The sequence below is a fragment of the Vibrio sp. 9-16B-A1 genome, from assembly GCF_056726165.1.
Window position 1 is genome coordinate 98,106 of the sequence record NZ_JBSDZD010000007.1, and the last position, 25,417, is coordinate 123,522.

Below are 25,417 nucleotides of genomic sequence, written 5' to 3' on the forward strand. Positions count from 1 at the left end.
CCTTTTCTCCGAGCGGCGCGGACGCTGCCGCTTTCACAAACTAAAATAAGGCATAGGATTAGCAATGCTGGATTCTAAATTACTTCGCACAGAGCTGGATGAAACAGCTGCAAAACTGGCGCGTCGCGGCTTTACCCTCGACGTTGAGACCATTCGTCAACTTGAAGAACAACGCAAGTCCATTCAGGTAGAAGTTGAAAATTTACAATCCACGCGTAACTCCAGTTCCAAGCTGATCGGCCAGAAAATGGCGGCCGGCGACAAAGAAGGCGCTGAAGAGATCAAAGCACAGATCGCAAACCTGGGCGCAGAGCTGGAAGCTAAGAAAGTTGAGCTGAACGAGGTTCAGGCTAAGCTGGAAGAGATCACCCTGTCTATTCCAAACCTGCCAGCGGACGAAGTTCCGGAAGGTAAAGACGAAGACGACAACCTTGAGATCTCACGCTGGGGCGAACCTGCGTCTTACGATTTTGAAGTGAAAGACCACGTTGACCTGGGTGAGCTGGGTGACGGTCTGGACTTTGCAAGCGCAACTAAGATCACCGGCGCACGTTTCATCGTGATGAAAGGTCAGTTTGCCCGTCTTCACCGTGCACTGGCTCAGTTCATGCTGGACCTGCACACTGAAGAGCACGGCTACACAGAAATGTACATGCCGTACCTGGTGAACTCTGACAGCCTGTTCGGTACCGGTCAGCTGCCAAAATTTGGTAAAGATCTGTTCCACACTGAGCCACTGACTGAAAAAGTAAACGATGAAGAGCCACGTAAACTGTCTCTGATCCCGACTGCAGAAGTACCGGTAACCAACATGGTTCGTGACACCATCACTGAAGAGGCAGATCTGCCACTGAAGATGACGGCTCATACACCTTGTTTCCGTTCTGAAGCCGGTTCTTACGGCCGTGACACCCGTGGTCTTATCCGTATGCACCAGTTTGATAAAGTTGAGCTGGTACAGATCACCCGTCCGGAAGATTCGATGGATGCTCTGGAAGAGCTGACTGCACACGCTGAGAAAGTGCTTCAGATCCTGGAACTGCCATACCGTAAAGTTCTGTTGTGTACCGGTGACATGGGCTTCGGCGCACGTAAGACTTACGACCTGGAAGTTTGGGTTCCTGCTCAAAACACTTACCGTGAGATCTCATCGTGCTCAAACATGTGGGACTTCCAGGCGCGCCGCATGCAGGCTCGCTTCCGTCGTAAAGGCGAGAAGAAGCCTGAGCTGCTACACACCCTGAACGGTTCTGGCCTGGCAGTTGGTCGTACCATGGTTGCTATCATGGAAAACAACCAGGAAGCCGACGGCCGCATCCGTATCCCAACGGCACTGCAGAAATACATGGGTGGTCAAACCCATATCGGTTAATTACCGGCTCAATGAGAAAACCGACGCGATTGCGTCGGTTTTTTTATGCCTTAAGTGCTGAAACAGCTGTCTTTTTCCATTACCGTCGTGATGGCTTTAACCAGCGCCTTAATATGCTCTGGCTTACTGATATAAGGTGGCATCACATAAATCAGCCTGCCAAACGGACGGATCCAGACGCCACTGTCGACAAAGTGTTTCTGGATCGCTTCCATGTTTACCGGCTGGTGGGTTTCCACTACGCCTATCGCGCCCAGCCAGCGAACCTCTTTAACCCGAGGATGTTCTGCCAGGGGAGGAAGAAGCTTTGCAAACTGCGCTTCAATGGCCCCGGTCTGGGCTTTCCAGCCACCCTGTTCAATCAGCGCCAGGCTTGCACTGGCGGTGGCGCAGGCCAGTGGGTTGCCCATAAAGGTTGGGCCGTGCATGAAGCAACCGGCTTCACCACTGCAGATGGTTTCTGCCACCGTTTTGCTGGTCAGGGTGGCGGACAGGGTCATATACCCGCCGGTCAGGGCTTTACCCAAACAAAGAATATCGGGCTGGATATCTGCGTGCTCACAGGCAAAGAGCTTACCGGTGCGGCCAAAGCCGGTGGCGATTTCATCCAGGATCAGAAGTAAGCCGTGTTCGTCGCACAGCGAGCGCACTTCGCGCAGGAACTGTGGGTGATAGATGCGCATCCCTCCGGCACCCTGGACGATTGGCTCCAGAATAACAGCAGCAATGTCCTTATGATGTTTTTCAACTTTCTCGCGGAAATCGCTGATATCGGCCGGATCCCACTCATCGAAATATCCGCAGGCCGGGGAATCGGCAAAAATATGCTCCGGCAGAAAGCCTTTGTAGAGGCTGTGCATGGAGTTATCCGGGTCAGTCACCGACATGGCGGCAAAAGTATCGCCGTGGTAGCCGTGGCGGAGGGTGAGGAATTTAGGACGTCGCTCTCCTTTGGCATGCCAGTATTGCAGCGCCATCTTCAGGCTGACTTCAACTGCGACTGAGCCGGAGTCGGCCAGAAATACCTGTTTCAGGTTGTCGGGTGCCAGGGTAAGCAGGCGCTTACAGACATCTATCGCTGGCTGGTGAGTTATACCGCCGAACATCACGTGAGACATCTTATCCAGCTGAGCTTTAGCGGCCTCATTGAGCACCGGATGATTATAGCCGTGGATGGCAGACCACCATGATGACATACCGTCAATCAGCTCTGCTCCGTCTTCAAGCTCCAGCATCACACCTTTAGCGGAAGTGACCGGATAGCAGGTCAGGGGAGTGAGTACAGACGTGTAGGGGTGCCAGATATGCTGGCGGTCGAAATTCAGATCCATTCCGAAAAATTCCAAATTAAAAGGTTAAAAATCAACCAAGCGTAAACTCTGGCTTTGTTTTTGTGTTGACAGTTTATCGCGGCTACGTAGACTAGCCAAGCAGCAATGACAAAAAACAATGTCGAAACAAAGATAAAGGAACCACCCGTGGAAGTACGTCACAACTGGACAGTGCAGCAGGTACAGGCTCTGCTGGATAAACCATTTATGGATCTGCTTTTTGAAGCCCAGCAGGTTCACCGCGCTCATCATCAGTCAAATCAGGTTCAGGTCAGCACCCTGCTATCGATCAAAACCGGCGCCTGCCCCGAAGACTGTAAGTACTGTCCGCAGAGTGCGCACTATCGTACTGACGTGGACAAAGAACGCCTGATGGAAGTGGAGCGGGTACTCGATGCCGCTCAGAAAGCCAAAAATGCCGGCTCAACCCGTTTTTGTATGGGCGCTGCGTGGAAGAATCCCAAAGAGCGTGATATGCCGTACCTGAAAGAGATGATTCAGGGGGTGAAGTCTATGGGGCTGGAAACCTGTATGACGCTGGGGATGCTGACTCCTGAGCAGGCCGGTGAACTGGCTCAGGCCGGACTTGATTATTACAACCACAATCTGGATACCTCTCCTGAGTACTACAGCAATATCATCACGACCCGCACATATCAGGATCGCCTCGATACGCTGTCTCATGTTCGTGATGCCGGGATGAAGATCTGCTCGGGTGGCATTATCGGAATGGGTGAAAAAGTCTCTGACCGGGCCGGGCTGCTGGCAGAGCTGGCGAACCTGCCGGTTCATCCTGAGAGTGTGCCAATAAATATGCTGGTTAAAGTAAAAGGTACCCCGCTGGAAGAAGCAGAAGAGGTCGAGCCATTTGACTTCATTCGCCTTATCGCAGCAGCGCGGATTATGATGCCGCAGTCGGCAGTACGTCTGTCTGCCGGGCGGGAAAACATGAATGAGCAGATGCAGGCGCTTTGTTTTATGGCCGGTGCAAATTCCATTTTCTACGGCTGCAAGCTGCTGACCACACCAAACCCGGATGAAGACAGCGACATGCAGTTGTTTGACAAGCTCGGGATCAACAGTGAGCAGGTGGCGCAGAAACCAGACCAAATCCAGGAAAATGAACTGCTAGAGCAGGTGGTTGAACGCGTAGCAGCCAGACCAGGAAAAGACGACCTGTTTTACGATGCCAGCGTTTAACCAGCGAATAGTCAACAGACTGAAAGCCAGACAGGAAAACGGACTGAAGCGCAGTCTCATGCCGTTAAGTGGTTCAAACCAGGTACGCTTTTCTCATCAGAGCCGCGAATACTGCAACTTCTCCGGTAATGATTATCTGGGACTGGCCACCGCTCCGGAGCTGGGCCAAAGCTGGCAGCAGGGCATCGACCTGTATGGTGCCGGGAGTGCTGCATCACCCCTGGTGACCGGCTACAGCCCGGCTCACCAGGCACTGTGCGATGAGCTGTGTGACTGGCTGAACTTTGACTCGGCGGTATTGTTCGGTTCTGGGTTTTCCGCAAATCAGGCGGTGCTGTTTACCCTGGCAGAGAAAGGTGACCTGCTGGTCCAGGACCGGCTCAATCATGCCTCGCTTATGGAGGCGGGCAGTTTGTCTCCGGCGCAGATGAAGCGTTTTCGCCATAACGACGTCGAACATGCAGCGAAGCTGCTGGAAACGGAACTGCCGTCTCTGCTGGTGACCGAAGGGGTGTTCAGCATGGACGGAGATCGGGCACCACTTGAGCAGTTGCGTGAGGTTTGCGACAGCAAGGGAACGCTGATGATGGTGGACGATGCCCATGGCGTGGGTGTGACAGGACCAGAGGGAAAAGGAAGTTGCGCCCGGGCGAACATCAAACCAGAACTGCTGGTCGTGACTTTTGGTAAGGCTTTTGGGCTTTCTGGCGCAGCGGTTCTGTGCAGTCACCATCTTTCTGATTACCTGGTACAGTTTGCCCGCCATCATGTTTATTCCACGGCAATTCCTCCTTCACAGGCCCATGCCCTGACAACCGCAGCCAGGATGCTGAGAAGTGAGCAGTGGCGGCGTGACAGGCTGGACGAGTTGCAGCAGGTTTATCATCACAGCCTTTCAGGTTGCCCGGGTTACGTCAGGACAGATACTCCGATTAAACCTTTTGTAATCGGAGAGAGTGAGGTGGCGGTGAGTGTTGCGCAGCAGCTTCGTGAAAAAGGCCACTGGGTCAGTGCTATCCGGCCTCCAACGGTACCGGCGGGTACGGCCAGGCTCAGGATCACCCTTACGGCCAGTCACACAGAAAGCCAGATAGGGGCGCTGGCAGAAGATTTAACTCAAATCATGGAGAGAGTGACATGTTGTCAGAGTTAGCTCATCTACAGTGGCAGAGCGACAGCAAGCAGGCAGTGGCGATGGCTTTTGGCCGGGCGGCAGCCAGTTATGACCGGCATGCAGAGTTTCAGCGTCAGGTCGCTGACAGGCTTTTGGCAGGTCTTCCTGAGTCTCTGAACGGGCTGAAAGTACTCGACCTTGGGTGCGGCACCGGTTATGTCACACTTGCGCTGGCAGAGCGGGGCGCGGCAGTGACTGCTGCGGATCTTTCGCCTGAGATGCTGGCCGAGTGCCAAAAACGCTGCGCAGATCATGTCGCTGAGTATGTTGTGGCTGATGCCGAGCAACTGCCATTTGTCACCGGAGAGTTTGATTTGGTGGTTACAAGTCTGGCACTTCAGTGGTGTGACGACCTGTCAGTACCCCTGCGTGAAATGCGCCGGGTATGCAGGGCCGGAGGTCAGGTTTTCTTTTCAACCCTGCTCGATGGCTCACTGATAGAGTTAAAGAATGCCTGGAATAAAATTGATTCGCATCAACATGTGAATGAGTTTATCAGCCCAAAGCAGGTAAAACTTGCGTTAGCGCAATCTGGCGCCCGTAGTCATCACATAGACTTTGCTGCTATGACCGTATGGTACCCCTCTGCACTGGCGCTGATGCGCGACCTGAAAGGTATTGGTGCAAATCACGTTGCCGGCCGCTCCGGCGGCATGATGACCAGAAGCGCATTATCAGGTGTAGAGCGGGAATATCAGAAATATGAAAACCATCAGGGTCTATTACCTGCAACTTACCAAGTTTGTTTTGGAGTGATTACAGCATGATTGATGCATTTTTTATTGCCGGTACGGACACCGAAGTGGGGAAAACCGTCGCATCCAAAGCGATCTTGCAAGCGATTGCTGCCCAGGGCTATTCCACAATCGGTTACAAGCCGGTTGCCGCGGGAAGCAAACTGACTGAGCAGGGATACCGGAACTCAGACGCACTGCACCTGCAGGCTGCGGCAACACTGGATATTGAATACGATGACGTAAACCCTTATGCGTTGTCTCTGCCTACGTCTCCGCATATCGCAGCGAAGCACGATGGCGTGGAGATCGACTACGATGTGCTGAGCGACAAGCTGGCACAGCATAAGAAAGACGCCGATGTAGTACTGGTTGAAGGCGCCGGTGGCTGGTATGTACCGGTTACGGACAACGACCAACTGGCGACCTGGGTTAAAAAAGAGAACCTGCCGGTAGTACTGGTTGTGGGGATCAAGCTTGGCTGTCTGAGTCACGCGATTTTGACTGCACAGGCGATCAAAAACGATGGTCTTAATCTGGTGGGCTGGGTGGCCAACCGCATTAACCCGGGCACCGAGCACTATGCAGAGATCATCGAAACACTGGAAGAGAACATTCCGGCGCCTAAGCTGGGTATGATCCCGTATGTACCAAGTGTGAAGAAAAAGGATATCGGCAAGTATATGGATATTTCGCCACTGAAGGATATTCGCTGATTAAAAAGGGCTGATTGAATCAGCCCTTTTCTTTTACTGCTCCTGGCTCAGCCCCATCAGCGCGGTCTGAGTTTCTGTAAATCTCTCTCCCGGGATCCCGCTGCCCGCCAAACCAAGCTGCTCTTTGGCTTCATCTTCTGTCAGCCCCAGGTGGCAGCACAGCATATCAATTGCCATACGGTAGTTAGTATCATCCGTCATCATCTTCACTCCGTTCGGTATTCCATCCGTTACATAGCGCACATTAACCCTGTGTTACAGGGGATGCAATTCGACTAAGGTCTAATAACCAGTTTAAGCTTTGTGCCATGGCTAAACCTGTGTCATTAGTACCGGTCAGAAGCAGTTGAGCAAACTCTTCGCGCCAGGGAAGGCGCGGTGAAGCCCCATGGATGGGTTTATGCGTGTTTGCTCAGCTGCTTCTGACCGGGAGCGGGTACAACAACAAAAACAAAATGTTGCAATTTGCCGCTTAACCTTGTTTTCAAAATCTTAGACTATATATAACAAGTAATAGTCGGCCGCTAAGCGGCACAGGGGCAGAGTATAAGCCCCGATGTATAATCCAAATTCCTTACTCTGGAGAATGTAAATGAAGCGTGCAATGCTGTTTATCGCAACCAACCTGGCCGTTATGGTGGTGCTTGGCATAGTACTTAACCTTGTATATGCCTTTACCGGCCTGCAACCGGGCAGCCTGAATGGCCTGATCGTGATGGCGGGTCTGTTTGGTTTTGGTGGTGCCTTTATCTCACTAATGATGTCGAAAGGCATGGCACTGCGCTCAGTGGGTGGTCAGGTTATTGACAGCCCGCGCAATGAAACTGAACACTGGCTGGTGGAAACCGTACGTCGTCAGTCTGAGCAGGTGGGCATTGGTATGCCAACCGTAGCGATTTATGATGCGCCGGATATCAACGCATTTGCAACCGGCGCCAAGCGTGATGACTCGCTGGTTGCTGTATCTACCGGTCTTCTGCATAACATGACCCGTGATGAAGCAGAAGCGGTACTGGCGCACGAAGTCAGCCATATCGCTAACGGTGACATGGTGACCATGACCCTGCTTCAGGGTGTGGTGAACACCTTTGTTATCTTCCTGTCTCGCTTTATCGCCAACATCGTGGCCAGCAATGACGATGAAGAGGGCCAGGGCAGCAGCATGATGGTGTATTTTGCTGTGTCTATGGTGCTGGAGCTGGTGTTTGGTATTCTGGCGAGCTTTATTACCAAATGGTACAGCCGTCGCCGTGAATACTACGCTGATGCCGGTGCCGCTCAGCTGGTGGGCAAACATAAGATGATTGCCGCGCTTGAGCGCCTGAAAGTCAGCCACGAACCTCAGCTGGAAGGTTCTATGATGGCCTTTGGTATCAATGGTCACCGTACCATGACCGAACTGCTGATGACTCACCCGCCGCTGGAAAAACGTATCCAGGCACTGCGTGACGCATAACCGAAGAATCTGAATCACAACGGCCTGGCCCTTTTGGAGTCAGGCCTTTTTTCTTTCGGCAAGTTATTTTCTTCTCTTTCTCGTCTCTCGTCTCTCGTCTCTCATTTCCCGATAACCAATCTCATTACACTCTCTATGGTTATACAAAAAAATATTTGTACAACCACAAGACTTGATCTAGATTAACTGTACAGCAAATAATTTTGTACAAGGTTTCGCGATGGACATTGAACAGGTTGCCGACTTTTATCAGCAGCTAAGCCCGGAAACTCTGGGCACTCTGGAGAAGATCTACCACCCAAAAGTGGTGTTCTCAGACCCTGCGCACCAGCTGTGTGGCCGAGAAATGCTGCTTGCCTATTTCGAGCAGCTTTACCGTAACGTGAAGAGCTGCCGCTTTGTGATCACCGAAACCCAGCAAAGCGGCGACAGCGGATTTCTGACCTGGCAGATGCACCTTGTCCACCCAAAACTCAATCGCGGCGAAATGGTCACGGTTTCCGGTTGTACTCATATCCGCATTCTTGAAGATAAAGTGGTTTATCACCGTGACTACTTTGATCTCGGTGAAATGCTTTACGAGCAGTTGCCGTTGCTTGGCAGCCTTATTAAACGAATCAAAGCGGGGCTGGGACAATGAGTAACAAACCGTGCGTGCTGATAACCGGTGCCACATCCGGAATAGGCAGACAGCTGGCCGTGGACTATGCGATGCAGGGCTGGGAAGTCGTAGCCTGTGGCAGGAATGAAGTCAGGCTTGAAGGTCTCAGATCTCAGTATGGTACCCATTCATGCCGTTTCGATATTACGGATCTTGAAGCCTGCAAAGAAGCATTGGCCGGTCTGGAGCTCAGCCCTGACATCTGGATTTTTAACGCAGGAGACTGTGAGTACATAGAGAAAGGTCAGATTGACTCTGCATTGATGCATCGGGTGTCAGCAACCAATTTTCAGGGCCTGTGTCATTGCATTGAAGCGGCGCAGCCACGGCTTAACGCCGGGGATCGCATCGTAATCGTCAGCTCCATTGCCGGAGAGCTGCCGTTGCCACGAGCAGAGGCTTATGGTGCGTCGAAAGCGGCTGTCAGCTACCTGGCCAAATCCATGGCCCTTCAGCTGGAGCCTGCCGGGATCGCGGTCACTGTGGTGTACCCGGGTTTTGTTGAAACGCCGCTGACGGCCAGAAACGATTTTGCCATGCCACAAATGGTCAGCGTTGAGCAGGCGTCAGAGGCGATTCGTAAAGGTGTTCAGGCGGGGAAGCGGAGTATCTATTTCCCGCGGCTGTTCACTTCGGTTATTCGTTTTATCGCGTTATTACCGGCCGGCTGGCAACAGCGGTTGTGTTCAAAGCTTATCAGGGAGTAAGGATATGAAAATCGCAATTATTGGCACCGGGATTTCCGGACTGACCTGTGGCTATCACCTGAGCCGCGAGCATGATATCACTGTCTATGAAGCGAACGACTACGTTGGCGGCCACACTGCGACAGTGGATGTCTCACTGGATGGCGAAGACTACCAGGTAGACACCGGATTTATCGTTTACAACGACCGCACCTACCCGGAGTTCATCGCCCTGATGGAAGAGATTGGAATTTCAGGCCGGAAAACAGAAATGAGCTTCAGTGTCCGTAACGATGCAAGTGGCCTTGAATATAACGGCCATTCACTTTCCACCCTGTTTGCTCAAAAGCGTAATCTTGTGAACCCGGGTTTCTATCACTTTATCTGGGAAATTCTGCGATTTAACCGCATGGCCAAAGCCACTGCCGCTTCGGGTGATACCACTCACCAGACGCTTGGTGAGTTCCTGAACCAAAATGGTTTCAGCGATGAGTTCTGTCAGAACTACATACTGCCTATGGGCGCGGCTATCTGGTCTTCGACCATTGCGGATATGCGCGCCTTTCCACTGGGCTTCTTCCTGCGTTTCTTCCTTAACCATGGCCTGCTTGATGTGGCGAACCGCCCTCAGTGGTATGTGATTAATGGCGGTTCAGGCGCCTATATTCCGGCTCTGACCCGCTATTTCCATGACAGGATACGCTTAAACAGCCCGGTTGAGTCGGTTGAACGTTGCCCGGATGGGGTGAGGGTGAAAACGGCCGTCGACAGTGAACTGTTTGATCAGGTGATCCTTGCCTGCCACAGCGACCAGGCGCTGGCGATGATAAGCAGTCCGGCGGAGCAGGAAAGAAGGGTTCTGAGCAAGCTGGAGTATCAGGCCAATGAGGTGATCCTGCACACAGATACATCAATGCTGCCGAAAAACAGGGCGGCGTGGGCTTCCTGGAATTACTACCTGGGCGCGCAGCCTGGCAACGACACCATTAAGCCAACCCTGACCTATAACATGAACATTCTGCAGCATATTCAGGGTGAGCATACATTTTGTGTCAGCCTCAACAGCCGTGAACAGATAGAGGATAGCAAGATTCTGCGGGAGTTTTGTTACCACCATCCGGTATTTACCCGCGATACGGTCACCGCGCAGCAGCAGCGCGGGAGTATCAATGGCGTTGACCGCCTCTGGTTTTGCGGCGCTTATTGGTACAACGGTTTTCACGAAGATGGCGTACGCAGTGCACTTGACGTGGTGAGCGGGATCAGTGCGTTGCCGGTGACCAGCCACAGGGGGGCAGCATGAACAGTTGCATGATGGACGGTAAGGTGATCCATCAGAGGATCTCGCCGGTCTGGCATTACCTGGAGTATCAGCTGTTTATGCCGCTGATAGATCTCGACGAACTGGATGAGATGGAACGCAGTGTATGGGGCTTTGGCCGCCGTTTCTGGCACTGGGCGCGCTTCAAGCGCAGTGATTATCTGGGCAGCGGTTCGCTGAAGCATGCAGTGCAGGACAAAGTATTCGAGCTGACCGGCGAAAGGCCGCAGGGCAAAGTAAAGGCGCTTTGCCAGCTGCGCTACTTTGGCTTTTATTTCAGCCCGGTGAACTTTTACTACCTCTATGACGATCAGGGCCGGTTCAGCTGGCTGCTCGCTGAGGTAAGCAATACCCCCTGGAATGAGCGTCACTATTACGCAGTAGCTGCAGAGCCGGGGGAGAACGGGAAGAACTGGGCGCACTCAAAAGCGTTTCACGTTTCGCCGTTCAATCCACTGGATCAGCAGTACAAATGGCATCTCAGGGAGCCCGGAGAATCGCTGTCCCTCAGGCTGGATGTCTGCCGGGAGCAAAAAGAGTTTACAGCCGGGCTTTCGATGAAGGCAGTGCCACTCAGTCGCTGGAGTCTGGTTCGCTACTTTTTTAAAACCCCGCTGGTTGCGGCAAAGATCCTGTGGGGGATCTACTGGCATGCACTGAAGCTGTGGCTCAAAGGCGCGCCTTTTTATTCACATCCATCGGACAAGGAGCAATCGCATGTTAAACAGTGATTCGTTAACCATTACCGGCCGTTTCAGTACAGCAGAGAGGCTGGCCCGCAGCGCAGTATTGAAGGTGCTGACTCAGCTGAGCAAAGGACATCTGGTTCTGGTGGAAGACTTTGGCGCAAGCTACAGCTTTGGTGATAAAGACGACAGCCTGACAGCAGTCGTGGAGCTTCATTCTCCTTCCGTCTATCTGCGGGTACTCAAAGGCGGCAGTATTGGTGCGGCAGAAGCCTATATAGACGGGCATTGGGACAGCCATGATTTAACCGCGCTGACCCGGCTGATGGCGGCCAATCTGGATGTGCTGGATAAGCTGGAAAGCAAAATCGGCTGGCTGAGCTCGACAGTTACCCTGGCCGGTCACTGGCGAAACCGTAACAGCCGGAGTCAGGCGAAAAAGAACATAGCCGCCCACTATGATCTCGGAAACGATCTTTATGAGACGTTTCTGGATAAGCGCATGCTCTACTCATCGGCCTTGTTTACTTCTGAACATGACGGTCTCGAAAAGGCTCAGCTCAACAAAATGGATCGTCTTTGTCAGGAGCTGGAGATCAGTTCAGACGACCACGTAGTGGAGATTGGAACAGGCTGGGGCGCCATGGCGATCTATATGGCCACTGAGTACGGCTGTCGGGTGACCACGACCACTATTTCTACTGAGCAGCACGCTTATGTTTCGAAGAAGCTGGAACAGCTTGGTCTGACAGATCGCGTTACCCTGCTCAAAGAAGACTACCGGGATCTGCTGGGCCAGTTCGACAAACTGGTGTCGATAGAGATGATTGAGGCTGTGGGCAAGGAGTACCTCACTTCGTATCTGACCAAGTGCCAGTCACTGCTCAAACCTGGCGGAAAAATGGCGATTCAGGCGATCACCATTACCGATCAGCGTTACGACAGATACAGTAAAGGGGTCGATTTTATTCAGAAGTACATCTTCCCCGGCGGCTTTTTGCCATCTGTCACCCAACTGCTTAAGCACGCGACCTGTCATACAGACTTAGTTTTGAGGGACTTACATGACATGGGGCAAGATTATGCCCAAACTTTAGCCATCTGGCATAAGCGGTTTAATCTGGCCGCTGAGAGAGTCCACAGTCTGGGTTATGACGAACGCTTCTGCCGCATGTGGCGTTATTACCTGAGTTACTGTGAAGGCGGCTTTCAGGCCAAGACCATCAGCACTGTCCAGCTCACGTTTGAAAAGCCGGGGGGCGTATGAATATCCTTCTTGTATCCCTTTGGTTTCAGGGGCTCTGGTTGCTGGCGGTCATTGGGCGTGAGGCGACTCTGTGGGGGCTTTGTCTGTTGCTCAGTGCCACACTTGTACTGACCTGGAGGAAGTTCTCCCTCCCGGTTAAACCCCTGTTGCTGGTTCTGGTGGCGGGGATCGCGATGGACTCGCTTAATCAGTGGGCCGGTATTCTGGCGTTCCCAACTTCGCATCTGCCGCTGTGGCTTGCCATGCTCTGGGTCGCGTTTGTCTGGTATCTGTTTTCAGTGCGCGACTGGCTGGGTCGTTTTTCATCCTCGCTTATCATCGCTGCTGCGACAGTTGGCGGGCCTGTCAGCTACTTTGCCGGTTTTCGTCTGCAGGCGGTGGAGTGGCCATGGGGCGTGCAAATTACCATGATGGTTCTCGCGCTGGAATGGTTCTTGCTGTCATCAGGTGTGACTTCAATCCTGAAAAATCAGCGGGGGCAATGATGATGAAGATGAAAGTGACCGGAATACTGGCAGGTTTGCTGCTGGCAACACAGGCGATGGCATCGACACCAAGTTCTCAGGATAACCAGAACTGGAATGGCTGGCCGACTGTGGGCACTTCCGTTCTCAGCTGGCTGTTTTTTGATATTTACCAGTCCGAACTCAGAACGCCTGATGGCGATTATCTGCAGTCGAATGATGTAACGCCCCATCCGATGGCACTTTCTATTCGTTACCTTCGTGACATCCCCAAACAGAAGCTGCTTGAAGCGACCAAAGATCAGTGGGCTCACCTGGGATACAGCAAAGAGCAGCAGGACGCCTGGACAGAGAAGCTGGCAGCAATTTATCCGGATGTGCAGAAAGGCGAGAGCCTGGTGTATGTGACCGATGGCCTGACTGGTCAGTTTATCTACTATGGCAATGATGACCGCTCGCAGGTGATCGGGGTGATCAGTGATGAGAAGATGAATGATGCGTTTATTTCCATCTGGCTCTCACCGTCTACTGAGTATCCGGCGCACCGGGCGCAACTGTTAGGGCTGAGTCGGTGATACGTTACTTTACTCTGCTGGTGGCAAGCCTGGTGATTGGGTGCTCTGCCGATATCAGTGATTACCGTCAGACGGATCCAGAATTTGATTTGTTCGGGTATTTTACCGGCGAAACTATGGCCTGGGGCATGATCCAGGACCGCAGTGGTCAGCTTCAGCGCCGTTTTGAGGTTGCGCTCAATGGGCGGATTGAGGGGAACGTGCTCACTCTGGAAGAAGATTTTGTATTTGACGACGGCGAGAAGACGCGCCGGGTGTGGGTGATCACCCGTTCAGGAAACAACCGTTACAGCGGACGGGCGGAAGATATCATCGGGATAGCCGAAGGAGAGGAGCAGGGGAACGCACTTCGCTGGCGCTATGATTTTGAACTGCCGTATGGCGATGGCACCACTAAAGTGCATTTTGACGACTGGCTTTACCGGGTGGATGAGCGCCACCTGTTTAACCGTACTTCCATCACCAAGTTTGGTGTGGAGGTAGCAGAGCTGACGCTGTTTTTCCAAAAGCCGGAGGCGGGTTCGGACTAGTTGGCCTCTGGCAGTTTGCGCCGGAGATCGGCTTCGACTATTTTCAGGGCGCTCAATGCGACTTTTGGGTCAATCTCATTGCTCTCCAGCAGGTAGATGAGGTCTACCGCCAGTTTTACATCTTCTGGTGCCTGGTCTAAAGGAGACTGGTCGTTGCTCATTGATTTCTTTCCCGGTAGTGGATCTGGTTTTCAATTTTTGTTCTTGCCTGCTGGCATCGGCTGAGGCGCTGTTCCGTCGCCAGCAAAGCCTGTTGCGCCTGGGCTTTCATGTGTGGTGGGGCATTATCGAGCGCCACCTGTTTTTCGTGCACCAACTCTCTCAGTCGTCTTTCCCATTCATTGTGCTGAGCCAGTTCCTGATAGAGCTGATTAATCGGCTTGCGAAAGTGACTGCTGTGCTTAATCTCATTCTTTCTGATTTTGGCCGTTGAAAGCTCGCGTGACAGCGCTTCGAGCTGGGCCAGCAGCAGTGACGTCAGGTGCTCTGCCCGGGGAGCGGTCAGTCTGCCGCTTTGCTGCTCACGTTCTATAGAGCTCAGGGTAGCTTTGGCTTCTTCTACGCAGGGAACCAACAGTCTTGCCCGGCAATGAAACAGCCGCTCATCAAACAGAGGCTGGTGGTGCTCCCCGCGCTGCCGGTCAAGCTGGGCGGCCTGGTGCGCCAGTTGCTCGAGTTTGGAAGATACGCTTGAAAGAGATTTCATAGGTTCACTATCCAGGCATCATACGCCAGTTTGACGGCCAGGATCATCACCACTGTGACAAACACCGGACGGATAAATTTGGCACCAAATCTGATTGCAGAGTGAGCACCAACAAAAGCGCCAGCCATCAGGCATACCCCCATGGTCAGGCCAAGTACCCAGTTAATATGTCCCAGTATGGCAAAGGTAACCAGTGAGGTCAGGTTACTGGTGAAGTTCATCGCTTTGGCAAGACCGGAGGCCAGCAGGATGTTCACCCGGTAAAGCACCATGCTGCTGACGGTCCAGAATGCGCCGGTGCCGGGGCCGGCTACACCATCATAAAAACCCAGGCTCAGGCCCTGCAGCCACTGTTTTTTAGGAAAGCGTGGGCAGTCGGTTTCGATCTCATGCCCCTGGTCTGCAGGTGCCTTGTTGAACAGGGTATAAACCGCAGCCAGCAGGATCACCAGAGGCAGGACTTTTTCCAGCCAGTCGGTGCTGATGGCATCGACCGCCAGGGTACCCAGAATCGCCCCCGTCAGAGTGGCAAAGAAACAGCGGTACCAGAAGGCAGGCTGAAACAGGCGCTTTTTATAGTAGGTAAAGGCCGCCGTTGAAGAGGCGAACGTCGCGGCCAGTTTATTGGTGCCTAGAGCAATATGAGGAGGCAGGCCAAGGGAGAGCAGTGCAGGGACGGTCAGCATCCCGCCGCCACCGGCAACCGCGTCAATAAATCCGGCAGCAAAAGCGACCAGTGCCAGAACAATCAGCATGGCCGGTTCGATAAATTCCATATTCTTTTAATATTCGATGTTGCGTTTGAAAGGAGGCAGGGCATCGAGCAGCGCCTTCCCATAACGTTTGGTGATAATCCGACGGTCTAAGAGCACGACTCTACCAGAATCCTCTTCTTTACGCAGCAACCGTCCGACAGACTGTATCAGCTTTTTGCTCGCTTCGGGCACGGTGATCTGCATAAAAGGATTACCACCCCGGCTTTCCACATACTCAGCATGCGCTTCTTCTACCGGTGAAGTCGGCACTGCAAACGGAATTTTGGTGATCACCAGGTTCTCCAGCAGATTGCCCGGCAAATCGAGTCCTTCAGAAAAGCTGCCGGTTCCAAAAAGCACACTGGTGTCGCCTTTTTTACACAGGGATTTATGTTTTTTTAGGATTTCTGTGCGCGAAGTCTCACCCTGAAGCTGCAGGTTCCAGCCAGATTTGGCCGCAGTACCTGTCAGTTGTTCGGCCACTTCGCGCATTTGCCAGTATGAAGCAAACAGCACCAGGTTGGCTTTGCCCTCTTTTATTAATGAAGGCAGTGTTTTGGCCAGCTCGCCGGTAAAAGGTTTGGCGGTCGGTTCGTACTGCAGTCTTGGAACATAGAGTTCGGCCTGACCGGCGTAGTCGAATGGCGATGCCAGAGCCAGGAACTTAACACCGTCTTCAGGTCTGTCACTCAGGCCGACCTGACGACAGAAAAAGCTGAATGAGTTGAGGGCGCGCATAGTCGCTGAAACCATAACGGCGCCGCAGCAGCGGCTCCACAGCTGCTGGTCGAGCTGCCAGCCGACTTCAAGCGGCGAGACGGAAACAATAAAGTCGCCCTCGCGGTCCGGGTTGGTGGCGATCCAACGGGCGAGCGGGGCACCTTTGTCACGATTTGGCTGGGCCATCAGCTCCCATACTTTGGCGAGGTTCTCAAAGCGTTGGATGAAAAAGCCTGCTTCCGCGAGCGCGGGCTCTGCCAGTCGGGCGGCGATTTGCCCCTCTTTTATCCTTTCACTGATCAGGTCTGCAATTTTGGCGATCGCCTGAGCGCCTTTACTGCTGGCGCTCTTTAGTTCGGCAGATTCGTTACTCAGCCATTCCGGCAGCTCACCGTGCTCAAAACGATACACGCCTTCTTTGAATGCGGCCGGGTCAAACTGTTTAGCCAGCTGGCCAAGGCCAGGTACCAGCATCTGGATGGCATCCTGAAGCTCATTTCTGAAGCGCTGGACGCGCTTTTCATCGGCAAGGTTTGCCAGCTTTGTAGTGGACTGGTTGAGTGCCTCAAGCCAGGCCGCTGCACCTTTCAGGCTGGCAGAGGCCGAAGCGTGGTCACGGGCAACCAGCGGCAGGTGGTGCGCTTCGTCAAAGATATAGATGCTGTTTTCTGGCTCCGGCAGGATAATACCGCCGCCCAGCTCGGCATCGGACATCACCAGGCTGTGGTTGGCAATAATCACATCACTTTTTTCAATCTGGTTGCGCGCTTTTTGCAGCGGGCAGTCGCGGTGAGCAGGCAACGTAGCATTACAGCTGTGCTTGTCACTGGTGATCAGCTGCCATATATTGTCGGCAATGGTCGTTGGCCAGCTGTCACGTTCGCCATCCCATTTGTTTTCACTGTATGCACGGTGCATGCGTTTAAGCAGATCCACTTCTTTGGTGGTGGGCTTTTTCTCAAACATCGCCAGTTGTTCACCGCCTGCCGTTCCGCTGGCCTGCGCCAGCTTTTCTGCGCAGCAGTAGCGCTGGCGGCCTTTGGCAATGGTGAAACTGAAAGGCTGATCGCTGATACGGCGGAAAAGAGGCAGGTCTTTGTTCACCAACTGCTCCTGCAACGCCACAGTAGCGGTCGCGATCACTACCTTCTTATTGTTATGTCGCGCAAACGGAATGCTGCTCATCAGATAGGCGAGAGATTTACCAATGCCGGTACCGGCTTCTGCAACCAGAATGCGGTTTTTATCGTGATATTCGCCGCCCAGGGTTTTTGCGATTTCGGCAACCAGATAGTTTTGTGCCCGGCGGGGGATAAAGTTGTCCAGTTGATGTTGCAGATTTTGGTAGCTGTTACGGATGGATTTTTGTACGTGTTGACTAAGCATTGGCTGCCTCAAATTTTGACCGCGGGATTGTAGCACAAACCCAAAATCCCCGCCTATAGTACGCAAAAGAGATGGTTTTTGGGTAAAGCTGGATCTTAATCACAAAAAAAAACTGAACCATCAGGAGGTTAGGGAGGGGGTAATGTTTGAGCGAGATTATCTGTCAGTTAATGTTTTTGTAATGGATGATTGTGCTGTCATTAATGCCTCATGAGCTTGCGTATAAATTTATATGCTGAAAAAATAAAAACTTCAGAACTCAATTTTTTACTAATATATGGTGTGATTTTGCTCTAAATTTGTTGCTGGTTAATGTAAGTTATTGATTTGCAAGGTTTGAGGTTTTTTGATTTGTGTTTTTTTATCAATTTGACAGCCCGGGATTTATCTTGCAATCTTAACTTCGAATTTAGCGGAATCGGCTTTGACACCAGATGTTCGAATCGGTTCCAACTAAACACAAAAAAATATATAGGGAACCGAAACGGAATTCCCATCTAAGAAAAGGCAGTGGATTATTATGAAAAAGACTCTAGTAGCTCTAGCAGTTATGGCAGTAGCTGGTACCGCTAACGCAGGTATCGAGCTGTACAACAAAGACGGCGTTACCGTAAACATGAAAGGTGACATCGAAGTCCAGTACGTTCAGGCTATCGGCAACGAAGAAAAACTGAAGCAAAAAATCGATGATGCTGACTTCGGTTTCGATACCCGTTACGCAATGGATGACGCAACTCAGGTAGGTTTCTACTACGAGTTCTCTGGCGCTGACAACGATAAAAATAACCCAGGTCAAACTGGCACTTTTAAAGTTGGTAATGTTTACGTTGGTTTCTACAACGACCAGTTTGGCTCTCTGAAAATTGGTAAACTGGACACTCAACTGGATGATGCTGGTATTGGTTCTGATTACCTGTTCGGTATCACCAAGTTCTTCAAAGACGCTGGTTTCGGCGGCCATGAAGCAGTGCGTTACGATCTGGACAAAGGTGATTTCTACTTCGGTCTGGGTGCGATTCAGAACAAACATAAGTCTAACACTGGCCTTAAGGGCGAAGATGGTACTCACCTTGATGCAAAAATTGGCTACCGTGTAGCTGATTTCGATGTTCGCGCATTTGCTGGTCAGTCTAAGATTGATGAAGCTGCTAACACAAATGATGAGAAGCTGACTCTTCTTGCTCTGGAAGCTACTTACTCTGGCGTTGAAAACCTGAACCTGCAAGCTGCAGTTTACAGTGGCGACCTGAAAGAAGCAGATGCTAATGCTAAGACTTACGCTCTTGCAGCAGACTACACTATGAATGCATGGAAATTCGCTGGTGCATTCAGCCGCGTAGATGAGAAAGGTGACAACGACTTCAACACTTGGTTCCTGAATGCAGGTTACACGATTGCTCCTTCTACTACTGCATACGTAGAGATCGGTGACAACAGCAAAGACAACACTGATATGGGTTACGGTATCGGTATTAAAGCTGAATTCTAATCTGAGTTGTTAGAAGTAACTGATTGTAAAGCCACCTTATGGGTGGCTTTTTTATTGCGACAGAGTTCACCAGAAGGCTGTAATATGGAGTTCTGGTTCTTTAGCGCAGCAATGTTTAAATTATTGGCTATGTGTTGAACGGGGTAGAGGTATGAACTTGAAGACATGTTTTGCTTCATTAGTTGCGGGTGTTTTGGTTAGTTTTGGTATATCAGCAGCGGATATAGTTCCTGCTAATGGCGTTAGCCTTTTGTTCGTTAATGGTGTTGAGGCTGACAGCAAGATGAAACCAGCCAAGTTGAAATCCGGGCTTAACCAAATTGTGGTTGAAATGGATAAGTCAGTTGGAAAAGGGGGAGGGGATGCACGGTTCACCTCTGCGCCATACGTCATTACTTTCAGTGCTGGTGTTAATGATATTAAGGTTAATCATCCAAAAGTGTACAGCGTAATCCACGCTGAACAGGTATTTAAGGGTAACCCAAGTTGGCGCCTGACAGCCGATGGAAAAGCCGTTGAGCACCAAAGTGATAAGTTAAAAGGCAAAGAAGGCTTCATGCCTTATTACGAAACCGAAAAACTGTTGGCTGAATACAATGCGCAAAACAACATCGACCTCGGTGTAGCAGCCGTTGCGGTATCAGCTTCCGAAGCTGTAGCCCCGGCCAAAACCAAACCAGCCAAAAAACAAAAAACACAACAAAAAGCCGCAGCCAAAACCAAACAGCCTCACCCTCAGGCACTGGAACAGCTGAAAGCCTGGTACCTGAAAGCCTCAGCTGAAGACAAAAAAGCCTTCCGCAAATGGGTCATCGACCAGGAATAATTGCTTAATCAGACAGAGCCGGCGTGCTCTGTCTGGTCTTCCCGCCTCTCTAAATCCCGCTTCCCGCTTCTCGTCTCTTCTTTTTTTTTGGGGCAAACGTTTGCTATCCTTGGCTATATTGCTGGGGATTGGCTGGCAGGCTAAAATCTCCGTCCCGACATGTCTCCTTACAGTTTAACGATACTATGAAATTTCCCGGTCAACGCAAATCCAAGCACTATTTCCCCGTTCATGCCCGCGATCCGCTGGTGAGCCAGGCTCAGACCAGCAAAAAAATGTCGCGCACTCATATTGTTGGTATTGACCAGACTCTGGTGGATATCGAAGCTAAGGTAACGGATGAGTTTATTGCCAAATTCGGTTTAAGTAAGGGACATTCTTTGGTTATTGATGACCAGACCGCAGAGGCGCTTTATTCGGAACTGAAAGAAGAAAACCTGGTAACCAATGAGTATGCAGGCGGTACTATTGGTAACACGCTGCACAATTATTCGGTTCTGGCTGATGACAAATCTATCCTGCTGGGCGTAATGAGCAGCGATATTCAGATTGGCAGCTATGGCTACCGTTACCTGTGTAACACATCAAGCCGCATGGATCTGAACCACCTTCAGGGTGTGAACGGTGCGATTGGCCGCTGTTTTGCCCTTATCAGTGAAGACGGTGAGCGCACCTTTGCGATCAGCGAAGGTCAGATGAACCAGCTTCACCCGGATAATATTCCTGAGCACATCTTTAAAAAAGCTTCTGCTTTGGTTCTGACAGCTTACCTGGTGCGCTGCAAAGATGGTGACCCAATGCCGGAAGCCACCATGCAGGCGATCGAATACGCGAAGAAACACGATGTTCCTGTTGTTCTGACCCTGGGCACCAAATACGTGATTCAGGATGATCCGGAATACTGGCAGCAGTTCCTGAACGATCATATTTCAGTGGTTGCGATGAACGAAGATGAGGCTCAGGCCCTGACTGGCGAGGATGACCCTCTGCTGGCCGCTGACAAGGCGCTGGAGTGGGTAGACCTGGTATTGTGTACTGCTGGCCCTGTAGGTCTGTATATGGCTGGTTACACTGAAGACAGCGTGAAGCGTCAGACCAGTCTGCCACTTCTGCCTGGTGCGATTGCTGAGTTTAACCAGTATGAGTTCAGCCGTCCGGCAAAGAAAGACTATGTGGATAATCCTATTAAGGTTTACTCACATATCGCGCCTTATATGGGTGGCCCGGAGAAGATCAAGAACACCAATGGTGCGGGTGATGCTGCACTGTCTGCTCTTTTGCATGATATGGCCGCAAACCGTTATCACAAAGATAATGTGCCAAATTCAAGCAAGCACCAGCAGTCATTCCTGACTTATTCTTCATTCTCTCAGGTATGTAAGTATTCTAACCGTGCGAGCTATGAAGTGCTGGTTCAGCACTCTCCGCGTCTGTCCCGTGGCCTGCCGGAAAGAGAAGACAGTCTGGAAGAGGCATACTGGGAAAGATAATCAGAACCGGAAGATATAAAAAAAGAGCGCTTATGCGCTCTTTTTTATTAATTAAACAAATATAAACTATTTGATTAGGAAATCTTCCAGGTTTGCACCGTTGTCCAGCTCTGCCTGAATTGCAGAAGGTGTACGGCCCTGACCAGTCCAGGTTTTTCTTTCGCCATCTACGGTGTACTCGTATTTAGCCGGACGTGGTTCACGTTTTTTCTTGGTTTTTGCTTTGCCTTCGCCAGACATTGCTGCAATCAGGTCTTCCAGTGCAATACCTTCTTTAGCAATCATATCGGCATATTCAGCCAGTTTAGCTTCGCGCTCTGCTTTTGCAGCTTCTTCTGCTTCAGCAGCTTCACGACGCTCTTCAACAACTAAAGTTAATTTTTCCAGCATTTCCTCAAGAGTTGAGAAATCTACATCGCGGGCAAAAGCACGCAGGCTGCGAATATTCAGCAGAGTCTTAGTAATATCTGACATGACAAATCCTGTTTAATTATTTTGTTAACGCTTTAATCATAACAGCGAAAATAAAGAATACAATATTTCCTCTGGTAAATACTTATATATTGTTGTGTGTATATCATAAAAATGACACTTCCCTGACTTTGGAACTTAAAAAAGGCGGTATTCACGGGTGCGCCAGTAAGTGTAACTGGTTGCATTGTGTGCGGTGAGCGCTATATCTGGCAAAGTGTAAATAAGCATTAACTTTGTATTGCAATACCGCTCAGGTCCGGTAGTATTGCCCGAACCTGATTTGAAAACTCTGTATAAAGAGCTTTTCAACGTAGAGGTGCGGTGGCTATCAGTATATGCTCTTAGGGTGACACCTTTGAGGAGCACAGAAAGGAGCCATACGCCGAAGTGACAGAGCCGGTCGAAGCCTGTCGCTGGGGTTATCTCCGAACAGGAATAACACTGCCATAGTCTATATTGTTGTTAAACTATGGAGCGCTACTGTAGGGTTGGGTGAAGTGTCTGCTTCCCTGTCGCTTGTTCAACTATGCCTGTACCCGGGCTGTCTGCAGTAGATCTCTGACCAAACACTGGTTAATGAAGATCATGAATACTATCGATTATACTAACTCTGCACTCTCGCTGTTACCGCCGTTAATAGCGCTGGGTCTGGCTATTCTTACGCGACGCGTACTGATTTCTCTTGGTGTCGGCATTTTGCTTGGCGCTGTCCTTCTCCACGACTATTCCGTGACTGCCTCAGTTTCCTATATCGCTTCTACTGTCAGCGGACTGGTTATTGAAGATGGCGGTATAAACAGCTGGAATATGAGCATTATTGCTTTCCTTATTCTGCTGGGTATGACTACCGCTCTGCTGACACTCTCTGGCGGTACCCGAGCTTTTGCTGAGTGGGCTCAGGTCCGGGTTAAAAGCAAACGTGGCTCTAAGCTGCTGGCGGCCTCTTTGGGTGTTTTCATCTTTGTTGATGATTATTTCAACAGCCTGGCGGTCGGTGCGATCTCCCGTCCTGTGACGGATCGTTTCTATGTTTCCCGTGCAAAGCTGGCTTACGTTCTTGACTCTACCGCAGCACCAATGTGTGTGCTGATGCCGGCATCGAGCTGGGGCGCATATATTATGACCATTATTGGCGGTATTCTGGTTACCCACGGTATGACCGAATATTCAGCCCTTGGTGCCTACCTGCGTATGATCCCTATGAACTTCTACGCTGTTTTCGCACTATTAATGGTATTCGCCGTTGCATGGTTCCAATTAGATGTGGGTCTGATGCGTCAGCGTGAAATTGAAGCGTCTCAGGGGCAAGGCTTTAATGGTGATAACGACAGCGAAGAAGCACACGATATTAATGAAGAGCTGGATATCGTCGAAAGTGAAAACGGCCGCGTTGCTGATCTGGTGTTCCCTATTATTGCGCTGATTATCGCAACGATTGCGGCAATGATTTATACAGGCGGTAAATCACTGGCTTCCAGTGATTTACCATTCTCTGTGCTTGGTGCATTTGAGAATACCGATGTAGGTAAGTCACTTTGTTACGGTGGTTTGGTTGGTCTTGCAGCTGCGCTAATTACCGTTCTGCGTCAGAAGCTCTCTTTTGCTGATATTGGTATGACAATGTGGATTGGTGCTAAATCTATGTTTGGTGCAATTCTTATCCTGTTCATTGCATGGACAATTGGTTCGGTTATTGGTGATATGAAAACCGGAGCTTATTTGTCATCTCAGGTGCAGGGTAATATTGACCCACATTGGCTGCCGGTCATTTTATTCCTGCTGTCTGGTCTGATGGCATTTTCTACCGGCACCTCATGGGGAACGTTCGGTATTATGCTGCCAATCGCTGGTGATATGGCCGGTGCGACAGATTTGGCACTGATGCTGCCAATGCTGAGTGCGGTTCTGGCTGGCTCTGTATTTGGTGACCACTGTTCACCTATTTCAGACACGACGATTCTGTCGTCTACCGGTGCGCGCTGTAATCATATTGACCACGTTGCTACTCAGCTGCCTTACGCACTGTCTGTGGCGGCCGTCTCCTGTATTGGTTTCATCGTGCTGGGTATGAGCAGCTCGGTTGCGCTCTCTTTCGCTGCGACCTCTGTGGCTTTCGTACTTGTCTGCTTTGCCTTGTCGGTGGTGGCTAAGTCCCGCCAGACTAAAGAAGCGGCGTTATAAGCGTCAAATGTTACGAGGGGAGCCGTTGGTTCCCTTTTTTTTTATCTGATGTTTAATTTGGGGTTGCAAAATAAAATCAGCCCGGTTAGTGTGAAGTTAACTCAAGGAGATACACATCATGCGTAAATCAGTAATGAACATTCATCATCACCATCCTGACTAGTCTTTCGGGAGGTTTACGCACACCGGGAGACAGGAAAGTCCCGGTGGTATCAGAGATGACAGATTAAGATCCCCGGGAGACACCAAGCTTCCGGGGATTTTTTCTTTTTGTACTGTTTACTTTTGATACAAAATTCGCACAGGGAAAACGCAATGCAAACACAACGCTTAAGAATCGCTATTCAAAAAAAAGGACGCCTGAGTAAAGAGTGTCAGGAGCTGCTGAAAAAATGCGGCGTTAAGTTCAACATCATGGGTGAGCGTTTGGTCGTCCACTCAGAAAACATGCCTATCGACCTGCTTCTGGTTCGTGATGACGATATCCCGGGTCTGGTCATGGATGGTGTGGTTGACCTTGGCTTTATCGGAGAGAATGAACTGGAAGAAGTTCGTCTTGAACGCCTGTCCCGCGGCGAGCCAAGTGGTTTCACCGCGCTGCGCAGACTCGACTTTGGCGGCTGTCGTCTGTCCATTGCCATCGACAAGGATGAAGAGTACAACGGCCCGCAGGATCTGGCTGGAAAACGCATTGCTACCACCTACCCACAGTTGCTCAAACGCTACATGGACGAGCAGGGCGTCCCATTCTCAACCTGTATGCTGACCGGCTCGGTCGAAGTTGCCCCGCGCGCAGGCCTTGCTGACGCGATTGCTGACCTGGTGTCTACCGGCGCAACCCTTGAAGCCAATGGCCTGAAGGAAGCGGAAGTGATCTTCCGTTCCAAAGCCACCCTTATCCAGCGTGACGGTGAATTCGCTGCTGACAAGCAGGCGCTTATCGAAAAACTGCTGACCCGTATGCAGGGCGTGATTCAGGCCAAAGAGTCCAAATACATCATGCTCCACGCTCCAACTGAAAAACTCAATCAGGTTAAGGCGCTGCTGCCTGGCGCAGAAGACCCAACCGTACTTCCGCTGTCTGCTGAGCAAAATCGTGTGGCGGTACACCTGGTCAGTACTGAAAACCTGTTCTGGGAAACCATGGAACAGCTGAAAGAACTGGGTGCCAGCTCGATTCTGGTCCTGCCGATTGAGAAGATGATGGAGTAACACAG

26 protein-coding genes, 1 riboswitch and 1 other annotated feature are annotated in these 25,417 nt (G+C 51.1%); of the genes, 19 read left to right on the forward strand and 7 right to left on the reverse strand.

The annotated features are described in order from the left end of the window. Positions 1-64 precede the first annotated feature (64 nt). Positions 65-1,372 carry a serine--tRNA ligase gene (gene serS, locus ACVB80_RS12955; protein ID WP_481081705.1) on the forward strand — a complete coding sequence of 436 codons (1,308 nt, stop codon included), beginning with the start codon at positions 65-67 and terminating at the stop codon, positions 1,370-1,372. Positions 1,373-1,422: 50 nt separating this feature from the next. On the opposite strand, the gene bioA is transcribed toward serS, so the two are convergent. Further along, positions 1,423-2,703, reverse strand: a complete 1,281-nt coding sequence (bioA, locus tag ACVB80_RS12960) for an adenosylmethionine--8-amino-7-oxononanoate transaminase (RefSeq protein ID WP_481081706.1) — start codon at positions 2,701-2,703, stop codon at positions 1,423-1,425. Between the two features lie 147 nt (positions 2,704-2,850). Here bioA and bioB point away from each other — a divergent pair, with 147 nt between their 5' ends. The 4 genes from bioB to bioD are packed head-to-tail and all read left to right on the forward strand — an operon-like array spanning position 2,851 to position 6,527. Further along, the gene (gene bioB, locus ACVB80_RS12965) at positions 2,851-3,903 is read left to right on the forward strand and encodes a biotin synthase BioB (protein WP_481081707.1); all 1,053 of its coding nucleotides are present in this window, start codon (positions 2,851-2,853) and stop codon (positions 3,901-3,903) included. Next, positions 3,890-5,056 (forward strand): 8-amino-7-oxononanoate synthase, encoded by a 1,167-nt coding sequence (gene bioF, locus ACVB80_RS12970; protein WP_481081708.1) that lies wholly within the window; start codon positions 3,890-3,892, stop codon positions 5,054-5,056. The genes bioB and bioF overlap by 14 nt, the downstream gene beginning before the upstream one ends. Continuing rightward, positions 5,041-5,844, forward strand: coding sequence for a malonyl-ACP O-methyltransferase BioC (gene bioC / locus ACVB80_RS12975; protein ID WP_481081709.1), 804 nt, complete (start codon positions 5,041-5,043; stop codon positions 5,842-5,844). Before bioF ends, bioC begins: the two co-directional genes overlap by 16 nt. Then, entirely contained in the window at positions 5,841-6,527 is a 687-nt protein-coding gene (gene bioD / locus ACVB80_RS12980) for a dethiobiotin synthase (RefSeq protein ID WP_481081710.1), read from the forward strand. The genes bioC and bioD overlap by 4 nt, the downstream gene beginning before the upstream one ends. Positions 6,528-6,560: 33 nt before the next feature. On the opposite strand, the gene ACVB80_RS12985 is transcribed toward bioD, so the two are convergent. Next, positions 6,561-6,731 carry a hypothetical protein gene (locus ACVB80_RS12985; RefSeq protein WP_481081862.1) on the reverse strand — a complete coding sequence of 57 codons (171 nt, stop codon included), beginning with the start codon at positions 6,729-6,731 and terminating at the stop codon, positions 6,561-6,563. Positions 6,732-7,119: 388 nt separating this feature from the next. Here ACVB80_RS12985 and htpX point away from each other — a divergent pair, with 388 nt between their 5' ends. From htpX to ACVB80_RS13030, 9 genes are all read left to right on the forward strand, one after another. Further along, positions 7,120-7,983 (forward strand): protease HtpX, encoded by an 864-nt coding sequence (gene htpX / locus ACVB80_RS12990; RefSeq protein WP_481081711.1) that lies wholly within the window; start codon positions 7,120-7,122, stop codon positions 7,981-7,983. A 220-nt stretch (positions 7,984-8,203) separates the two neighbouring features. Beyond that, a complete protein-coding gene (locus ACVB80_RS12995) occupies positions 8,204-8,623 on the forward strand; it encodes a nuclear transport factor 2 family protein (protein WP_481081712.1) in 420 nt (139 codons plus the stop codon). Next, on the forward strand, positions 8,620-9,351 hold the full coding sequence (locus tag ACVB80_RS13000) for an SDR family NAD(P)-dependent oxidoreductase (protein WP_481081713.1): 732 nt from the start codon (positions 8,620-8,622) through the stop codon (positions 9,349-9,351). Before ACVB80_RS12995 ends, ACVB80_RS13000 begins: the two co-directional genes overlap by 4 nt. A gap of 4 nt (positions 9,352-9,355) precedes the next feature. Beyond that, positions 9,356-10,633, forward strand: a complete 1,278-nt coding sequence (locus tag ACVB80_RS13005) for an NAD(P)/FAD-dependent oxidoreductase (RefSeq protein WP_481081714.1) — start codon at positions 9,356-9,358, stop codon at positions 10,631-10,633. Further along, complete coding sequence (locus ACVB80_RS13010) at positions 10,630-11,382, forward strand: DUF1365 domain-containing protein (RefSeq protein WP_481081715.1); 753 nt, start codon at positions 10,630-10,632, stop codon at positions 11,380-11,382. Before ACVB80_RS13005 ends, ACVB80_RS13010 begins: the two co-directional genes overlap by 4 nt. Then, complete coding sequence (locus ACVB80_RS13015; protein ID WP_481081716.1) at positions 11,369-12,604, forward strand: class I SAM-dependent methyltransferase; 1,236 nt, start codon at positions 11,369-11,371, stop codon at positions 12,602-12,604. The genes ACVB80_RS13010 and ACVB80_RS13015 overlap by 14 nt, the downstream gene beginning before the upstream one ends. Then, positions 12,601-13,089, forward strand: a complete 489-nt coding sequence (locus ACVB80_RS13020) for a DUF2878 domain-containing protein (protein ID WP_481081717.1) — start codon at positions 12,601-12,603, stop codon at positions 13,087-13,089. The genes ACVB80_RS13015 and ACVB80_RS13020 overlap by 4 nt, the downstream gene beginning before the upstream one ends. Beyond that, on the forward strand, positions 13,089-13,643 hold the full coding sequence (locus ACVB80_RS13025; RefSeq protein ID WP_481081718.1) for a chalcone isomerase family protein: 555 nt from the start codon (positions 13,089-13,091) through the stop codon (positions 13,641-13,643). The genes ACVB80_RS13020 and ACVB80_RS13025 overlap by 1 nt, the downstream gene beginning before the upstream one ends. Continuing rightward, positions 13,640-14,173 carry a DUF3833 domain-containing protein gene (locus ACVB80_RS13030; protein WP_481081719.1) on the forward strand — a complete coding sequence of 178 codons (534 nt, stop codon included), beginning with the start codon at positions 13,640-13,642 and terminating at the stop codon, positions 14,171-14,173. The genes ACVB80_RS13025 and ACVB80_RS13030 overlap by 4 nt, the downstream gene beginning before the upstream one ends. On the opposite strand, the gene rsmS is transcribed toward ACVB80_RS13030, so the two are convergent. The 4 genes from rsmS to dinG are packed head-to-tail and all read right to left on the reverse strand — an operon-like array spanning position 14,170 to position 17,740. After that, on the reverse strand, positions 14,170-14,334 hold the full coding sequence (gene rsmS, locus ACVB80_RS13035) for a pleiotropic regulatory protein RsmS (protein ID WP_481081720.1): 165 nt from the start codon (positions 14,332-14,334) through the stop codon (positions 14,170-14,172). The two genes, ACVB80_RS13030 and rsmS, sit on opposite strands and share 4 nt — an antisense overlap. Beyond that, positions 14,331-14,879 (reverse strand): primosomal replication protein, encoded by a 549-nt coding sequence (locus tag ACVB80_RS13040; RefSeq protein WP_481081721.1) that lies wholly within the window; start codon positions 14,877-14,879, stop codon positions 14,331-14,333. Before ACVB80_RS13040 ends, rsmS begins: the two co-directional genes overlap by 4 nt. After that, positions 14,876-15,655 carry a sulfite exporter TauE/SafE family protein gene (locus ACVB80_RS13045; RefSeq protein WP_481081722.1) on the reverse strand — a complete coding sequence of 260 codons (780 nt, stop codon included), beginning with the start codon at positions 15,653-15,655 and terminating at the stop codon, positions 14,876-14,878. Before ACVB80_RS13045 ends, ACVB80_RS13040 begins: the two co-directional genes overlap by 4 nt. Before the next feature lie 6 nt (positions 15,656-15,661). Further along, positions 15,662-17,740: an ATP-dependent DNA helicase DinG gene (dinG, locus tag ACVB80_RS13050; RefSeq protein ID WP_481081723.1), complete on the reverse strand. Its 2,079-nt coding sequence runs from the start codon at positions 17,738-17,740 to the stop codon at positions 15,662-15,664. A 520-nt stretch (positions 17,741-18,260) separates the two neighbouring features. On the opposite strand from dinG, the gene ACVB80_RS13055 reads away from it, so the two are divergent. The 3 genes from ACVB80_RS13055 (at position 18,261) to ACVB80_RS13065 (ending at position 21,545) form a co-directional block, all read left to right on the forward strand. Then, on the forward strand, positions 18,261-19,229 hold the full coding sequence (locus ACVB80_RS13055; protein ID WP_481081724.1) for a porin: 969 nt from the start codon (positions 18,261-18,263) through the stop codon (positions 19,227-19,229). A gap of 151 nt (positions 19,230-19,380) precedes the next feature. After that, positions 19,381-20,055, forward strand: coding sequence for a DUF2057 family protein (locus ACVB80_RS13060; protein ID WP_481081725.1), 675 nt, complete (start codon positions 19,381-19,383; stop codon positions 20,053-20,055). A 185-nt stretch (positions 20,056-20,240) separates the two neighbouring features. After that, positions 20,241-21,545, forward strand: coding sequence for an inosine/guanosine kinase (locus ACVB80_RS13065; protein WP_481081726.1), 1,305 nt, complete (start codon positions 20,241-20,243; stop codon positions 21,543-21,545). 66 nt (positions 21,546-21,611) lie between these two features. Here the strand turns inward: ACVB80_RS13065 and ACVB80_RS13070 are convergent, their stop codons facing one another. After that, the gene (locus ACVB80_RS13070) at positions 21,612-22,019 is read right to left on the reverse strand and encodes an H-NS family histone-like protein (RefSeq protein WP_481081727.1); all 408 of its coding nucleotides are present in this window, start codon (positions 22,017-22,019) and stop codon (positions 21,612-21,614) included. Between the two features lie 303 nt (positions 22,020-22,322). Then, a riboswitch (Lysine riboswitch) is annotated at positions 22,323-22,507 on the forward strand. Positions 22,508-22,604: 97 nt separating this feature from the next. Here ACVB80_RS13070 and ACVB80_RS13075 point away from each other — a divergent pair. Together ACVB80_RS13075 and hisG are read left to right on the forward strand one after the other, a co-directional pair. Continuing rightward, on the forward strand, positions 22,605-24,200 hold the full coding sequence (locus ACVB80_RS13075) for a Na+/H+ antiporter NhaC family protein (protein WP_481081728.1): 1,596 nt from the start codon (positions 22,605-22,607) through the stop codon (positions 24,198-24,200). A 138-nt stretch (positions 24,201-24,338) separates the two neighbouring features. Continuing rightward, positions 24,339-24,469, forward strand: a sequence feature (His leader region). A 46-nt stretch (positions 24,470-24,515) separates the two neighbouring features. Next, entirely contained in the window at positions 24,516-25,412 is an 897-nt protein-coding gene (gene hisG / locus ACVB80_RS13080; RefSeq protein WP_481081729.1) for an ATP phosphoribosyltransferase, read from the forward strand. Positions 25,413-25,417 lie beyond the last annotated feature (5 nt).